At 40.6% G+C, this 16,277-nt stretch carries 7 protein-coding genes; 2 read left to right on the top strand and 5 right to left on the bottom strand.

The window, feature by feature from the left end; all coding sequences use genetic code 11:
* Nucleotides 1-148: 148 nt before the first annotated feature.
* Both GGQ84_RS04955 and GGQ84_RS04950 read right to left on the bottom strand, forming a co-directional pair.
* A complete protein-coding gene (locus GGQ84_RS04955; RefSeq protein WP_429159957.1) occupies nt 149-5,335 on the bottom strand; it encodes a leucine-rich repeat protein in 5,187 nt (1,728 codons plus the stop codon).
* Between the two features lie 152 nt (nt 5,336-5,487).
* Nucleotides 5,488-10,008 (bottom strand): S-layer homology domain-containing protein, encoded by a 4,521-nt coding sequence (locus GGQ84_RS04950; RefSeq protein ID WP_429159954.1) that lies wholly within the window; start codon nt 10,006-10,008, stop codon nt 5,488-5,490.
* 214 nt (nt 10,009-10,222) lie between these two features.
* On the opposite strand from GGQ84_RS04950, the gene GGQ84_RS04945 reads away from it, so the two are divergent.
* Nucleotides 10,223-11,644: a helix-turn-helix domain-containing protein gene (locus GGQ84_RS04945; protein ID WP_429159952.1), complete on the top strand. Its 1,422-nt coding sequence runs from the start codon at nt 10,223-10,225 to the stop codon at nt 11,642-11,644.
* Nucleotides 11,645-11,720: 76 nt separating this feature from the next.
* Here the strand turns inward: GGQ84_RS04945 and GGQ84_RS04940 are convergent, their stop codons facing one another.
* From GGQ84_RS04940 to GGQ84_RS04930, 3 genes are read right to left on the bottom strand one after another with little or no spacing between them, the layout of a single operon-like run.
* Nucleotides 11,721-12,527 carry a hypothetical protein gene (locus GGQ84_RS04940; protein WP_429159949.1) on the bottom strand — a complete coding sequence of 269 codons (807 nt, stop codon included), beginning with the start codon at nt 12,525-12,527 and terminating at the stop codon, nt 11,721-11,723.
* Nucleotides 12,528-12,553: 26 nt separating this feature from the next.
* The gene (locus tag GGQ84_RS04935) at nt 12,554-13,927 is read right to left on the bottom strand and encodes a tyrosine phenol-lyase (RefSeq protein WP_429159948.1); all 1,374 of its coding nucleotides are present in this window, start codon (nt 13,925-13,927) and stop codon (nt 12,554-12,556) included.
* A gap of 38 nt (nt 13,928-13,965) precedes the next feature.
* A complete protein-coding gene (locus GGQ84_RS04930) occupies nt 13,966-15,408 on the bottom strand; it encodes an aryl-sulfate sulfotransferase (protein ID WP_429159945.1) in 1,443 nt (480 codons plus the stop codon).
* Between the two features lie 157 nt (nt 15,409-15,565).
* Here GGQ84_RS04930 and GGQ84_RS04925 point away from each other — a divergent pair, with 157 nt between their 5' ends.
* Nucleotides 15,566-16,273 carry a Crp/Fnr family transcriptional regulator gene (locus GGQ84_RS04925; protein WP_429159943.1) on the top strand — a complete coding sequence of 236 codons (708 nt, stop codon included), beginning with the start codon at nt 15,566-15,568 and terminating at the stop codon, nt 16,271-16,273.
* The last annotated feature ends 4 nt before the right edge of the window (nt 16,274-16,277 follow it).

The following is a 16,277-nucleotide window of genomic DNA, read 5'->3' as shown; positions in this document are numbered from 1 at the left end:
AAACAAAGCTCCCACCATAACTTACATTAATTTAAAGCAAAAAACTATCACCCCTAAGGGTGATTTAAACAAAAAAGCTCACATATCTAAAAGGGGACTGTTCTTCTGACAACCCCTTACAAATTGTCAGAAGAACCGCCCCTTGACATTATCTATTTATCAATGTTGCTTCAACTAATAAGTTTCTGATAGCAGTTGCTGCCTCTGCATGAGTGAAGGTTCCTTTAGGCGCAATTAAATCTTCTGTTCTTCCGTTAAACACACCCGCACTTAGGGTCTTTCTAGCTGCATCGTAAGCCCATGGTGCTAACTCATTTGCATCCTTGAATTGGGCAATTCGATTATTATCTAGCTCAGCTAGACCTACTATATCCATGGCTCTTGCATACATGGTCATAGCTTCCTCTCTTGTAATGGTAGCATTTGGTCTAAAGGTGCCATCTGGATAGCCATTAACTATTCCCCATTCATTAGCTATTGCAATTCCCTTCTCCCCTTCTAGCAGATGCTCTCCTCTGTACAAGCCGAGGGCTCTTACAATATAGGCTGCAAACTCCCCTCTATTGATAGCCTTATTTGGCATAAAGTCGTCTACGTCCAAAATTATCAGTCTAGCTGCCATGTCATTAACTGCTTTTTCTGACCAATGATCTTTTACTGTATCAACTGTTGTGGGATTCCAAATCACAGAATAGGTTGAGTTAGTTAAAGAGTTTAGCTTTGCTTGCAACCTCCCATCCTTTTCAAACACTTCTGTAGGTATATGGCTGTAATATCCATCAGCATCAAAGACAACACCTGTGGTTATCTTGCTTAGCTCAACATCTCCTGGAATTTCTAATACTCTTTCTACAAAGCTATTAAACCTGTTAATTGATACTGTTTCAACACTACCATCCTCTTTAGTAGCCCTTGCAATAATATTAAATTCTACCGGCGATACAATGAGCTCGTTATGCCTTTGCCTTGCCATTTCTTCATATTTCTGAACCACTTCATCATCTATGGTTGACATTTGTACTGCTACTTCAATTGCTCTAAGCTGTAACACACTAACTCCTAGCTTTTCAGCCACTGTTTCTATGGCAAGCTCTTTTGCCGGTATATTGTATTGGATGTTGTTTCTATTGACTGATACGGTAAAATCATTATCCTCAAGCTGCTTTACTATATCTCCTGTTAAAGCTACCCTTGCTATTTCAGAAGTGGTATCAGTAACAGGTATTTCTACAATATTGATTGCTCCTTCTTCTCGTTCCTCTAATACTTTTACTATTTTAGCTTCAACAATATCTGAATCAACAGCTATTTCCACCACTTTTTTGCCGTTTTCTTCTTTATGTGTTTCTGTACCTGCTTCCTCTTCTTCATTATTTATAATCACTATAGCAGGTGGTGTGTCATCTTCTTGTTCAGGCTGTGATGGTGTCACAGTCCTACTACCTCCACCTCCGCCAGAAGGCGACTGTGGTTGAATGTTATATGTCTGCCCATTAACAAAATCCGCAACTAAAAGGTTACCTGATGTGTCCTCAATAGCTGTTCCGGTGGCAATTAAGTCTAATCGCAATGTACCTGTTCCTGTAACGCTGTCAACTAACACATCGTAGGTTTTGCCATCTATTTTTGTTATAGTTGCTATTGCTCCTGTTACATTGCCCGTGGTATATAGCTTAAAGTCATCAACTGTTACACCTACTACAATTTCGTTGAATTTAACTCGATAGACTACACTGCTAGCAGATGTTTGAGCACTTTTGGGATTATGTCTGCTTATTTCCTCTACATAAGGCGGTTCAGTATCTGGAATAAACTTCATAACAGTTGCGCGCGCACCGTTGCCATCGTCTCTGTATGCCACATAAGGGGTGCCTGAGCTGGTGTCTATAGCTAAGACCATATCTGATGTATTCCCTGCTGAAAAATCTGACTGCCCTACTGAAGCCCAATACCCACCATTCCAATTCATCACTGTAACTTTTCTATCGCTCATACCTGTATGTGCCAAATAGTAGTTTTCCTGATGATTTATTAAGTGAATGTGATAGCCGTTGTTTTTGGGCATAAATCCTAGTTTTCCTATATTGATCCAACTGTTAGTGGCGGCATCTAATTTGATGACAGTTGTTCTGCCAGATTTGTTAAAGTCCCCATATGCAACCATTGGCAAAAGGTTATTTCCATCATCATAGCTGGTGATGGATACTCCACTATCCACAAATGCAGATTCAATTCCTAGTGTACTTACATTTTGCCAGAACCCATTTTCAAATTTCATTATCCTTAAGCGCCTGTTGTTTGGTGGAGACTCTAGACTTTGAAAAGCTGTATAAGGAGTTCCGTCTATTATTGTCATAGATAAGCTTCCCACATTGCTAGGCGAGTACCCATCTGAGCTTCCTAAAGTTACCCATGTATCTGTTCCTGCATCATATCTTTTTACAGTAGCTCGATGTAATGTTGAGTTATCGCTATAAGACAGGAATGGAACACCTTCTTCTACTATCAGCTTTAATCTAGAGACCTGTTCTCCAGTAAAGCCTGGGCTACCAACATATACCCATCCATCGGCATCACTGTATTTTACCACTGCCGCCTTATAATCATATTCATAGCCCCTGTAAGCCACATAGGGTGTACCGTCCTCTGTTATATACAGGGAAATTACATCTGCAGCTCCTGATGAAAAAGGTCCACCTCCAACCATTTGCCAACCTTCCTGTACATCATATTTTACAAGTACAGCCTCGTTATCTTTATAGGTTTCGGAATATGCAAGGTATGGGACACCCTCATGTATTTTAAGCGATGTATAATTAATATAATCCTCTGTAAATCCTTCCTCTCCAATACTGGTCCAAGGTGCACCTGTTGATGTGGTAGCAGTGGTGGTCATAAAGGATTTGTTTCCTGCATTGTTTATCACCACCACACCAAAGTGATACTCTCGGTTAAATCTCAAACCCTCCAGTACTATATGGTCTATATCTACCGTATCTGCTTGATACAAAGTTGCATTCTCTACACTTGCTAGGCCAGTCATAGGCGTTGTTGAGTAATATACACTGTATAAAAGTTCTTCTTGTGGTGTTACCTCATCAGTAGCCTTTTCCCACACTAAAACTGCCGCTTTATCTGTAATGCCAGCTACCTTAAAGGAAGATGTATTTACGATGGGTGCGTTTACTATCCATTGTGCGTACAGAGTAGTATCTTGTGTGATATTAAATTTATCTCCCACTGCATAGTTAGTTCCGCTGCCATCAGCTTCTGTATTCCAGCCCACAAAGGTATACCCATCTTTAACTAAGCCCCCGGTTTTGTCTAAAACTGTTACTTCTGTTCCAGATATATATGGACTATTTCCATCTATCGGAGCTGTTCCACCTGTACTGCCGTTGTCATTATAAGTCAAGCTGTATGCTATTACTTGGCGCTCCCATTTGCTTTCAGAAGCATTCCAAACATAGGTTCCAGCTTTTTTTCCTTCATTATCATATGCTTGCTTAAAGCCTAGATTAAGACCCATTGATTGTTCAGCAACTATATTAACATCGGCTCCTATTTTAACTTGAGTTAATGTGTTTCCATCAAATGCTTGGTTTTCTATATTTTCTACGCTAGCTGGTATTTCTACTGACGAAAGTGCGTTAGCTGAAAACATATGTGAGGTAACGGTTTCTAAACTGTTGGGTATAGTAACCTGCATCAAATTATTGTTGTTAAATGCCCACGCTCCAATAGTTGTGACACTATTAGGAATTATGAGATGTTCTATATTATTAATTTCAAAGGCGCCTCCCTTTATCTCTACAACACTGTCAGGAATCTCTAGGGAAGTTATTTGATTATAACCAAATGCTGATGCACCAATGGATTGCACATTATTACCCATTGTAACTGATGTTATTTCATTTCGATTAAAAGCTCCATCGCCAATGGTTATAACATCATCTCCTATTGTAACTGTCCCTTCAATTCTATGGTCAATGCCTTGCTGAAAATCAAGATGTTTATGAAAAGAGTAGGCTCCTATCTGTACTACCCCTCCTCCAATAATAACTTCAGAAATGCCTGGCACATCATAAACTGGTTTGTTTGTGTCTAAAAAAGTGTAATCTGTCATTATACCTGTACCCGATGGATCAGTTTTTGTCACTGTTAAGGTGCCATCAACTAATACACCTGTTACCCCTCCTCCAAAATCATAGGATACTATTGTTACCGTGACAGTAGCTGGTGCAGAATCTGCTAATCCATCGTTAGCCACGAAACTAAAATTATCTTCTCCTTCTGAATTTGAATGTGCAGTATATTGAAATGTTCCATCAGGATTTAAAGAAAGAGAACCCTTTGCTGGCGGTGTTACAAGTGCAAAAGTGAGAGCGTCCCCATCTATATCCGTCCCTGTAACTGTTCCACTGTATTGCTCCCCAGGGTTTACTGAGAAATTCTTTGGGTTAGCTACAGGAGCATCATTCACTGGCGTAATAGTTACAGTAACCGTTGCCGGCTGAGAGTCACTAACTCCTGCTTTATTGGCTACAAATTCAAAGGTATCCGTATCAGTAAAGCCTAAAGTAGGCTGCCGATGTGCTGTATAAACAAAGCTTCCATCTGCATTAAAGGTTAGCGTGCCATAGGAAGGTCCACTCTCAATAGAAAAGCTATCAGCATTTGTTCCACTCACATTACCATTGTAGGTACTACCTTCTGCTACAGTAAATGAAGAATGTGTGGCTGCTGGAGGATCACTCCACATTAGCTCTCCATTTGATTTGATATATATGTCGTCTTTAATGTTTAAAGCAGGGCGAACTCCACAATTTTCTGTAACTATAATAGATCCATGGAAACCTCCATCTCCCCCTAGCTCTGTTGCCGATGGCAAAAATATTTTATCATCTGTATTACCCTCATTATTGTATACAGAACTAGTTACAGTAGCATTTTTGAAATCGCTGCTAAAGTGATTGTAAAAGTCATCGTTTAACCATTCTCTAATATCACTATTCTCCCATTGCTTATCAGCAGGTGAATTAAATATGTGTTTTCCGATTATTTCTTTAGATATTAAGGTTACAGAATTACTAGGGTATCCTGGGTGGTTTTTAGCCACAACTACCCATTCAACAGGCTTTACTTCTCCATCACCTGTATAGCCATCTCCAGTTTTATGTTCCCAATTATTGGTGTCTTTAATTACAGTGCCTAAAGGTGCGTCTGAAAGCAAGCCAGTATAAGGTGCTGCGACCACATTTTTTAATGGCACTATTAATAACAAGGCAAAAATAAAAATTGCAATTAGTCTGCATTTATTTGTTTTTCTTTTCATCTCTTCCCCCCCTATTTTCTTATCTAAAAACAAAGCTCCCACCACAATTTACATTAATTTAAAGCAAAAAACTATCACCCCTAAGGGTGATTTAAACAAAGAAAGCCCCAAAAATGGGGCTTTCTTTGTTTAAACATTATTTGACCAAGTTGTCAGGAGAACCTTCCCCGTGACAATCTGGAATGACTCACTACAAAATAAGCCTGGATTGTAGTAGTTATACTCACTTCACCTCTAGACACTTCCACATCGTAGCTATCTCCAACCACAAAGCTAACCGTAGCATCTACTCCAATCTCTTCTGATATTGCATAAACCGCCTCTTGCACAGCTGCCGTCTTTTCAGTTTGGCTCGTCATATCAGATATTTGCAAGTCACTGTAATCAGCTTCTCCTATTGCGTTAATAGCTGCTGACACCATAGCCGCATCAATCTCATTACCACTAAATATACTTCTAAAGGCATCTTGGTCACCTCTAGTAAATTCAATTTCAAATTGTAAATCCCATATCTCTTCTTCAATTTGACCCTGAAGGTCTAAGATAATATGCGTCGGCACATTGCCCCACTCAGCAAAATCAACTCCAAATGCTTGGTTAACTGCATCCATGTCTGCATATTCCACAGAGCCATCAGTTTGTATTTCCAAAGCACTAAACTGGATATCATCTGTAGCATAAACAGCTTCTGTTACAGTTCTTTTTATTTTTACTGTAGAGCTATTCGGGTCTAGTTTGAACGGTTCAGCTAAAGCCTCACCATAAGTAATACTATCACCATTAGCATCAGTAAAGGTGTAGTTGAACACTGCACTTCCCTCTTCAATGGTCACTCCTGCTCCTCTTATAGGGGCTACCACTATTGTTCGAGAAGCACTTATTTCTGGGTCAGCATCAAGAGTTGCCGTAATAGAAGCAACTCCTGGGGCAATAGCTGCCACTCTACCATCTTGATTGACGATTGCAACCGCATCATCACTAGAGCTCCAGGTCACATCACGATCTGAGGCATTATAAGGCATAATGTCTGGATATAACCAGCTTTCATCACCTATAGTGAAGGTATCCATATCACTCCAAATACTGATTTCTTCTACAGGTATTTGGAAGTTGATTGGCACGCCGCCCCAGTCCATGTGATAATCGTCATCATATTCTGCTGTAATAGTCCAGAAATCATTAATATCCATCACCCGATAGGGGCTAGATTCTGGGTCTAATTGAGCAGAAATGTGGTAGATAGCATTGTTTGCTCCAGGGGTAACTGCATCAATTGGCACTTCCATGTAATCATAGTCCTCTAAAATTAAATCATCTACCGTTAAGCCCTCTACTTCCTTGAATAGGTTTAATGTAAACCCATCATTGGAAACATTGCTAACAAAAGCTTGATTTGGAACCTTAGTCTCTGCTAGTGACAGCACCTGGGCAAACCCTCCCACATGCTCGTCATCACCTGTGGCTCTAACTAAGTGATAGTAGCCCACATCTGCTTCAGTGGTTATATATGTTCTATCGGTAGCGCCACTGATTGCAGCTTTTTCATAGGTCATTGGATTTACCCTGTACCATTGATAGGTCATATGCTCATTAATGTATTCAGGCTCATCATCTTCAAAGCTCCTCGCAGTAAACGAAGCCTCCATTCCTCTACCCACATAGGGCTCCATCACACCACTGATATGCATGCCCCAATCAAGACTCCAACGGGTAAATGCTGAAGCTGTTGTAGATCGTGGAGCTTCAACTACATTTGAGGTGTAGCCTTCCTTTGGACCACCATTGACCAGCAAGCGATACTTGTAGTCACCAGGAACATTGTTGAGCCACACATAATTATAGTCTACAATTAATGGCTCATCGTTTCTAATATAATCTGACCAGCTTGCTCCCTGATCCTCAGAAAACTGAACCGTATAATTATCGGCATCAAAGTTACTGGGGTCAGTAAACCTTAACCTAACCTGGGGATCGATGGGGTTTCCTGAAATACCATGTCTGCGGCTAAAGTGACTCATATGAGCATATAGTCCCCCTATCTTCCCATCCTCTGCTTCAAATACAGGGAAACTGGGCAAGCTTCCACCTTCTCCCGGCTCAAAATCACCCACCACATCATCAGGAGGAGTTACAACCACAATCTCCTCGTACTGGGCAACCACTGTCAAGTCCCTAGTAATATTTGAAAAATCAGCAGGAAACCAGCCGATAAACCTATATCCCTCTCTACTGGGCGACCCTGGCGCTGATGCACCTTGCCCGTGCTTTACTACCTGTGCTTTCAGCTCAGTACCATCGTAGTTCTCAAATATCACTGTATAGGTTTTCATTTCCATTTCTAGATCCAGGGACATATCTTTATCTACTGTCACACTATCTGTAACATCATTATAGCCAGCTGCCCTGACCGTATAAGCATAAGTGTCTTCTTCTAATTCCACATCTACTCGTCCACTGCTATCAGTAGCTAGTCTATCTCCATCGATTTCTATTACTACCCTGGCAATGGGAGCTCCTGTTTCTGTATCAGTTACATTGAATACCACCTCATGTAAGTCAACATAAGCTACAGTAGCCTGATCTCCTACTACATCCACCTTAGATTCTAATGCACTTTGAGCATTCCTGCTTGCCAGTCTAACTCCCGGTGCTTCTACTGTAATTCTTTCACTTACCTGAGTTCCTGCTGAAACCTCTACTCGAGCATTTGCAGCCGTGCTCGATAATCTCACATTGCTTACACTTGCTCCTCGCATGGCTACTCTCACTTCTGGCTTGTTGACGGTAACATTTCTTACAGTTGTTTCCCTCAATCTAATAGAATTGCTTGAGCCTCCATCAATAGTCAACTCATCAAAGTCAGTTCCTTCAGCAGTAAATGTGTCTACCTGTTCTGCAATGGTAACTGTTCCCGTAGCCTGCAAGTCCTTTATGGTAACCTCATCAGCTTCTACATCTATATTGCCATCAATAATAGTTTGGCTTTTTCCTGCTCCAGCAATCTCTTGACCTGGAATTGTTATTACAAAGCTTCCTTCGTATGTACCACTTAATATATTAATTTGAGTTTTAGTAGGATCCTGCAGTGCTAATTCTAGCTGCTCCGCATTGGCAACCGTAGCCACAGGATTTGGATTAAAGACAATCTCCTTTTGTGCTACAGCAGAATTGCTCATTCCCGATTTCATGCCAATTGCCTTTACTGTAACAGTACCACCGACATCTGCATCCGGTGTGGTTACTGCAAAGGGCTCCTGGTAAAGAGTTGAGGATGATGCTGGTGTTGAGCCATCTGTAGTATAGTATATTTCCGCACCATCAGTTGAAGTGGACAGCATAACCATAACTTCAGCATCATAGACCACACTAGTTACATCTGTAGGCGTTGTGGTAATAGTAATAGGACTGACTCTGCTGACTGTTCCTCCACCGCTACCAGAGCCTCCAGTTCTCCCAGGCGTACTAGTTCCTGTGTCCTCTCCTTCTTCTCCAGGGTCTGCTTGAGAAGGTCTTTCAACCACTATTGCACCATCTGCAACATTAACCTCCACTCCAGTTGCCCCTTCTGCAACCTGAATGCTCTGTACAGATCCTCTAACAACCTCAATCTCCACATTAGATGTTTCTACAGTTATATTAGCAAAGCTTCCAGCCAGCCTAACTACTGAGTTGGCAGGTGCTTCTATCTTAACATCCTCAAAGCCTGATCCGCTAATACCATCGCTTGTTTCTAAAAACGCTCCCGACTCTAACACAGTAGATTTAATATTAGTAGAACCCTGGGCCACTACTCTCACTGCGCCATCGGCTTTATTAACTCGCACACTATTTAGAGATGAGTTATTAATATATATGCTGTCCTGGCCGCCACCCTCTATATAGGTAACCCCTGTAACATTAACTCCTTCTATCGTCACATCTCCACTGCCTATGCCAGCAGTTAAGTACAGATTACCTTCTATAGTCATGTTTTCTAGCACCACATCAGCAGATCCCACAACCACATTTCCAGCCACTGTCTTATTACTGTAAGCTCCAGCTTTATTAAAGACCTCTTCCGCTGCCCTGCTCAGAGTAATAACAGTTTCTGCCCTAGTGGTAGCCTCTCCCGGTTTAAAGGAGTTGTCAGGATATCCGCTCATGAAGCCCGATGCTACAACTGAACTAATAGCCTCCTTGCTCCAATCGGGAAACTGCAAATAATCGTTGAAGTCAGTTAAATTATATTGACCTTCTAGTTTGAAAAGCCTAGCTAAAATTGTGGCTACTTCCTGCCTGCTTATTTCCTGATTTGGCCTAAAGGTATTATCCTGGTAGCCTGTAATATAGCCTGCGGCATATGCCCTCTTCACCTGTTCCGCATACCATGCACCATCAGACACATCAGAAAAACTCACATTGCTTTCTTCAGTAAATCCGAATACACGGTTTACAATAGTCACAAATTCAGCCCTACTAATGTGCTGATTGGGTAAAAATGTTCCATCCTGGTATCCAGTTACTAAGCCTCTTCCAACCCAATTGGTTATCTCTTCCTCTGCCCAGTGTTTTTCCACATCTATCAGAGTGCTACTATTAGAGCCGGCTAAAGCTACACCTGGTAAAAATATACTGAAACAAAAGGCTACTAATATTGCAACACTCAACCACTTGTTCCTTTTAAGTCTCCTCATAACCTTCCCCCTTATAGTTTTTTTAATGAATAAATGGATTACTGGGCTCATAATTAAGTCTCCTTATCACCCCCTTTCACTCCAAGTTACATTAACCACAAACAAAAAACTATCACCTCTAAGGGTGATTTAAACAAAAAAACCCCCCAAATAGGGCTTTTGTGGTACAATGTAAATTGAACTTTTTAGTTTATTATTAGGAGGGTACTCAAAGTTGATTAATAGAAAGTATGATCGATACGTAGTATTGACATTGGGCATATATTTTGGCTGGCTACTTACTTTTCCCTTTTACGGGCCTGTTTTGCATCAGTCTATTGAATTCTATCAAACTAATGATTACCCACTAGCCTCCATTTTTACATTTTCCCATGCTATAACCTTAATCTTAGGAGGATTGATACTTAATAATGTGTCTAGATGGAGACAGATTATGCTGACGGGGTTAATCGCTTCTCTAGTTACCAGTATTGTCCTCATCTTTGCTCCCCCAACTATTTGGGCTCTAGGAATGGCTATTCTAGGAGCTTCTGCTTCTTTATACCTCCTGGGATGGAGCTGTATCTATTCATTTGGCATTCCCTCCATGGGCCATTTGAAAAAGGTGGCTCTAATGATAATCATAGCCAACATAATTTATATTGCTTTTAATAGCCTAGCACCTTTTATGCATCCGTCGCTTCTTATAGCACTTGCACTAATTCCTCTAGTGGCAGTCTTGATTTTTCAGTTGCTAAACCCTATTACACTTAAATCTGAAAACATTTCACTTTCAAAAGGAGAACCAGCACATCTTCCCATATCCTTAGTTATATTCTTTTGTGTCTTCGTACTTGGATTGTATCTAAATGGGGGACTCATGTATACAATCATGCTACCACTTTTAACAGAAGGGCTTCCCTCTTATGTTAAATTTGTGCCATATATAGGTGTACTGCTAATCATGTATTATTTTGGAGAACGTTTACAGCATTTCTTTTCAGTTTATATTGGTCTTTCTTTAATGGGATTAGCCTTTGTAGCTTTTGCTTTATTTGACAAAACACTACTTGGCCTTATGGTAACCAGTAGCCTCATTGAAGCATCATTTGCTTTTATAGATCTTTTTGTCTGGACCTCTTTGGGAACACTAGTGTTAATTTACGGGGCACCCTATCGCTTCTTTGGTCTGGTTATAGGCTCTATGGCGCTTAGTATTATTATAGGAGATCTAGCTTCCAGCAGAATCCTTTTAGTTGAAGAAAATTACCGCCTATTCACTGCTATTTTTGCTGCTGCCGCCATCTTTTTTACTTTCTTAATTGCCCCTTGGCTAAACGAAAGGATGAACAGGGACTTTTCCCAGCAATTTACAGACCAAAAAGAGGATGAAGATGACAACAACGCAGATGACAATAATCCGCTTAACACTCTGCTAACCCAGTTGCTTCCCGAACAGCAGCTCACCCCTAGAGAGGTAGAAGTTGTCTCACTGATTCTTCAGGGAATGAAGAACAAAGAGATAGCAGCAGAGCTTTTTATCAGTGAAAATACCCTCAAGACTCACTTGAAGAATATCTACAATAAGTTTGGCATCACCCAGAAGATTGATTTGTTTTCAATGGCTTTGGGAACAAAAAAAAGCTCACATATGTGAGTTTAAAGGTGATTTAAAAGAGGGCGGTTCTTCTGGCAATGTTGCCAGAAGAACCGCCCTCTTAACTATATCGACATTATATTTCAGTATAAACTTGATGCCTTCTTGCTCTTGACCTATACTTCAATAGCTCACTTTCAGGTATATCTTTTGGATTAAAAGGTTTTATTACATAAGGGTTTTTCATACTACCAGTTGCATCAACGATCATTTTTGCTGTTTTTTCTATCTCTTCTGGCGCCATATAGCTAGTACCTGATGGATCACTTTCATTGCCAGTTATGGGTGCTATCACTGTTTCAAATCTGTATTCGGGAAACTGGGTAGTCAACTTCATGCTCTCTTCTATTTCTCCAAAATCTATTTCTTCCCCTAGAAGCTCGCTGTATAATTCCCTTGGCCCTAAGACATTCATTATCGCCCTATCTGCTAGACCCTCATCAAGAACCTTTTGTAAAATTACACTATTCTTCCCATTAGTTTCTACCTCTAATTTGAAGTTATTATTCTTCAAATATCCAAGTACCTGAATAAATTCTTCAGAGTATTCACTCTGACCTAAAGAAACATGGATGCCGTTTATCCACTCTTTGCGAAGTGTACCCACACTGAAAAATCCTTCTAACTGTTTTCCAGAATGCAGATAGGCAATAATGGCCCCAAGCCCTTGGTAAATTGAGATCCCGTCGGTGAAAACAGGAAATGTTATTCCATCTGGTGTACGATAGATTAGTTTCCGATTAGCCTTATAAAACTCTTGAAAATCTTCTTTCCCATCACCTTTTACATCTTTCTCAACAAAAGCAATCCCTCTATCGGCCATAAATTGCTTTACAATCTTGCAACGGGAACATCCTGCCACGCTAAAAATAGTATTCCCCATATATTAGCCCCCTTTTATTTAGGATATCAAGAGATTGGCTCAAACCTAGCTGTAAAGAACCTTAATACTGGAGGCTCATATACCATTTTTAACCCTTGAATTTGGTCTCGCTTTTCATAAAGCTCAATTATAGAGTCTGCTACTACGTCTAGGTGAGCATAAGTGTATACCCTCCGAGGTATTGTTAGCCTTACCAGTTCAAGTTTTGGGTAGTAGTTATTTCCGTCTTTGTCCCTACCCGCAGATACAATTCCCCGCTCCATGGCCCTTACTCCTGAGTCTATAAATAATTCAGCTGCCAGTCGCTGAGCTGGAAATTGGTCCTGGGGGATATGAGGCAAAAACTTCTTAGCATCTAGAAAGATAGCGTGCCCTCCAACAGGCTTCACAAAGGGTACCCCTGCCGCTTCTAGTTTATCCCCTAAATATCTAATTTGGCTGATTCTGTGCTCTATATAATGGTAGTCACAAGCTTCATAGATACCTCTAGCCATTGCTTCCATATCTCTTCCCGCCATACCACCATAGGTTAGCAATCCCTCATAAACTACGACTAGCTCTGTTGCTCTCTGATATAACTTTTCGTCGTTAAGGGCCAAGAAGCCACCGATATTTACTAAACAATCTTTTTTACCGCTCATTGTACAGCCGTCAGCGTAGCTCATCATAATTTTGAGAATGTCTGCTATTGTCTTATCCTGATACCCCTCTTCTCTTTCCTTGATGAAAAATGCATTCTCCACACACCTTGTAGCATCAAACATCACTTTTATTCCATGCTTCTCTGAGATCTCTTTAACTTCCTTGATGTTTTGCATGCTGACAGGCTGGCCCCCTGCCATATTTACTGTTACTGCTAAACAAATATAGGGGATTTTATCTGCTCCAACCCTATCGATTAACTCCTGATATTTATTCAAGTCAATATTGCCTTTAAAGGGGAGCTCTATTGTTGAATCGTGGGCTTCATCTAAAACTACATCTACAAAGGTAGCTCCATTAAGCTCTTGATGAGCTCTTGTTGTTGTGAAGTACATGTTCCCAGGGATATAATCCCCCTCTTTTATCATTATCTGGGATAAGATATTTTCTGCACCTCTCCCCTGGTGAGTAGGAACAACATATTTAAACCCATATACTTCTTGTACCGCCTTTTCTAGGTTTACGAAGTTTCTGCTTCCCGCATAGGCCTCATCCCCAAGCATCATGCCAGCCCATTGATTATCACTCATGGCGGTTGTACCGCTGTCTGTCAGCAAGTCAATATACACATCTTCTGTGTACAGTAAAAACGTATTATAGCCAGCCTCTTCCATAGCACGCTTTCTCTCTTCTTTAGTAGTAATCTTTAGCGGCTCAACAACCTTAATCTTGTATGGTTCTGCAGGATACTTTGACATACAAACGCCCCCTCATTTTGTTTTATTTTTAGATAAATTTACTCATCATCTTCCTCTCCCGCCATAACACATAAAGCAGTATCTCCTTGATAAGGTATTACTCCATCAACTTCAGTTTCTTTCTTTCTACCAATAGGAGCAGCACCGGGCACACGAAAAGTCTTTACATCAATTGGCTCTATTGGAGTTTCCTGAGGTTGCTCCAATTGTGGCACCCACTGATACGGAACCCTATATGCCCTGTATACCATATTAATTTTCATATGTTTGCCCCAATAGGGACTAATGTACTCCCAAACTAATTCGTGATCTGGTGTCACTTCAATAATGCGACCACCTGAGCCTTCTGTAATCAATGTATTGCCATTGGGCAACCGTTGGGCCCCGCTGATAAAGGGACTATAGAAGCGATTAGAATCTACAGGATGTAGGTACCCAGCCTCAGTAGGGGTATATTGCCATACAATTTTCAGTGTAACCGGGTCAATTTCTAATACTCTTGAGTAGTCACGAAGGGCATTCAGCCTACCTGTAGGCGAGCATGGATTTGGCAGTCCATAACCTCCCCATCCTCCGTTATCAAACACTAGGATATTTCCCTCTCCTGGTACCCCCCTGGGTATCATATGAGCGTGATGGGGACCAATAATCCACCCCAATTCCTTCAACTCTTTGCTAGTATCATAGTCAGGTCCAATTTTCCAAACCACATTACCAGTTTTTTTGCTTATGATTGCGATAATATTTGTTTCTCTTCCGTCCCAAATAATATTATCTGGATGAAACCGCTCATCCCCAGCATCGTACCACTTATTAGGCCCCAGTACAGACATGGAGTTAATGTGCATCCAATCACCCATTCCACCACCTGCACTTCGCATATTTGGGTCTCGAGCTAAAATATTCTTTGCTGCTTCGCCAAAGCCATACTCATCAAAGTGCTCGTTACAAACCCACTCCCAAACGATATCTCCATCCCAAGTAACTTCAATAATAGTATCATCTAAGAGAAGCTTATCTGAGATTTTAGGGTTCTTTACATTTTTGTGGCATAGGATTAATGTATTACCCTTATCAACTTGCGGATTCATACCTGGTGTATAATAACCTACAGGATTACCTTCCCTTTGATAGTCATGATGCTGCCTACACATCCACTGGGGTTCTTCACCTGGATCTTCGATAAACTCATATTGATTAAACTTCCAAACTATATTCCCCTCCCAGTCAACCTGCACCAAATCACGCCGATCCTGCATCCCAAAAGCATTATTTCTCTCACCTGTATGTCCCATCACATAGCCACCGGGTAGCAGTTTATTCGGGAAACCATCCAAACCCTTCCAAAGCTGAACCTCTGCACCATTCATATCAATTAGAAGTGCACCCAGTTCTCTAGCCTGAAAAATAGTGTAGCCATTCCAGCTCTTATCAGGATTGTAAACAGTAACTCCAGTTGGGTACACGCTTGGGTAAGTCATAACATCCCCTCCTATTCTATATTTTTTATTTTGTTATCTTAATTCTAAAGTACAAAACAAATCCAATGTGTAGTTATAGCTACAAAACAGCTTTAAATTTTATAATTAGTATTGTAAGATATAATTAGTTTACTGACCTTGGAAGGAGTAGATATATATGGATGAACGCTATGTTGATGTTCTTACAAAGTTATCTTTATTGCCGTGGATTGACGGGCAACCTGAAAGTTTTAAAAATTTAATCTCCATGGGATCGAAAAAGGTTTTTAGAAAAAATGCTACTATAATCGATCAGGATGATGTTTCTGAAAATATATATTACTTACATAAGGGAAAGGTTAAAGTAATCCTGTTTACCACTGCTGGGGAAGATCGCCTTTTTTGGTATGCTTCCGCTGGTAATATAATAGGCGACGTGCCTTTTTTTCACTGTCTACCATCAAATGCAGCTATCGTTGCAGAGGAAGACTGTATCGTCTATTGCTTTAGTAAAACTGTTTTCTCAGAAATCATTAAAAATAACCCTCAATTTGCGAGTTACCTCTTAGAGGCAATGGCAAAAAAAATTAGAGTGCTGGTTAACCAGCTTCAGGACATAACTTTTAACGATCCTACAGTAAGGGTGAGCAAGTTTTTGTATCTATTATCGCAGAAGTTTGGACAATACTGTGGAAGCAGTTCCATAGAACTAGACTTAAATCTTACCCACAAAGAAATTGCCTCTATTACAGGTGTTCATCGCGTAACTGTAACCAACGTCTTTGCCAAACTAAAGAACCAGGGTATAATCAATAAGTCTAAAAAGGGAACCCTTGTGATATTAAAGCCTGAGATGCTATATGCATACGCTTTTGAAGACTATTAAAATT

It is taken from the genome of Desulfitispora alkaliphila, assembly GCF_050433185.1.
Classification (GTDB): Bacteria; Bacillota; Desulfitisporia; order Desulfitisporales; family Desulfitisporaceae; genus Desulfitispora; species Desulfitispora alkaliphila.
This window is presented reverse-complemented; position numbering and strand designations above follow the sequence as displayed.

Coding starts and splice junctions, on each gene's coding strand:
- GGQ84_RS04950 (WP_429159954.1), bottom strand. CDS start 10,008: ATGAGGAGACTTAAAAGGAACAAGTGGTTGAGTGTTGCAATATTAGTA.
- GGQ84_RS04935 (WP_429159948.1), bottom strand. CDS start 13,927: ATGTCAAAGTATCCTGCAGAACCATACAAGATTAAGGTTGTTGAGCCG.
- GGQ84_RS04955 (WP_429159957.1), bottom strand. CDS start 5,335: ATGAAAAGAAAAACAAATAAATGCAGACTAATTGCAATTTTTATTTTT.
- GGQ84_RS04940 (WP_429159949.1), bottom strand. CDS start 12,527: ATGGGGAATACTATTTTTAGCGTGGCAGGATGTTCCCGTTGCAAGATT.
- GGQ84_RS04930 (WP_429159945.1), bottom strand. CDS start 15,408: ATGACTTACCCAAGCGTGTACCCAACTGGAGTTACTGTTTACAATCCT.
- GGQ84_RS04925 (WP_429159943.1), top strand. CDS start 15,566: ATGGATGAACGCTATGTTGATGTTCTTACAAAGTTATCTTTATTGCCG.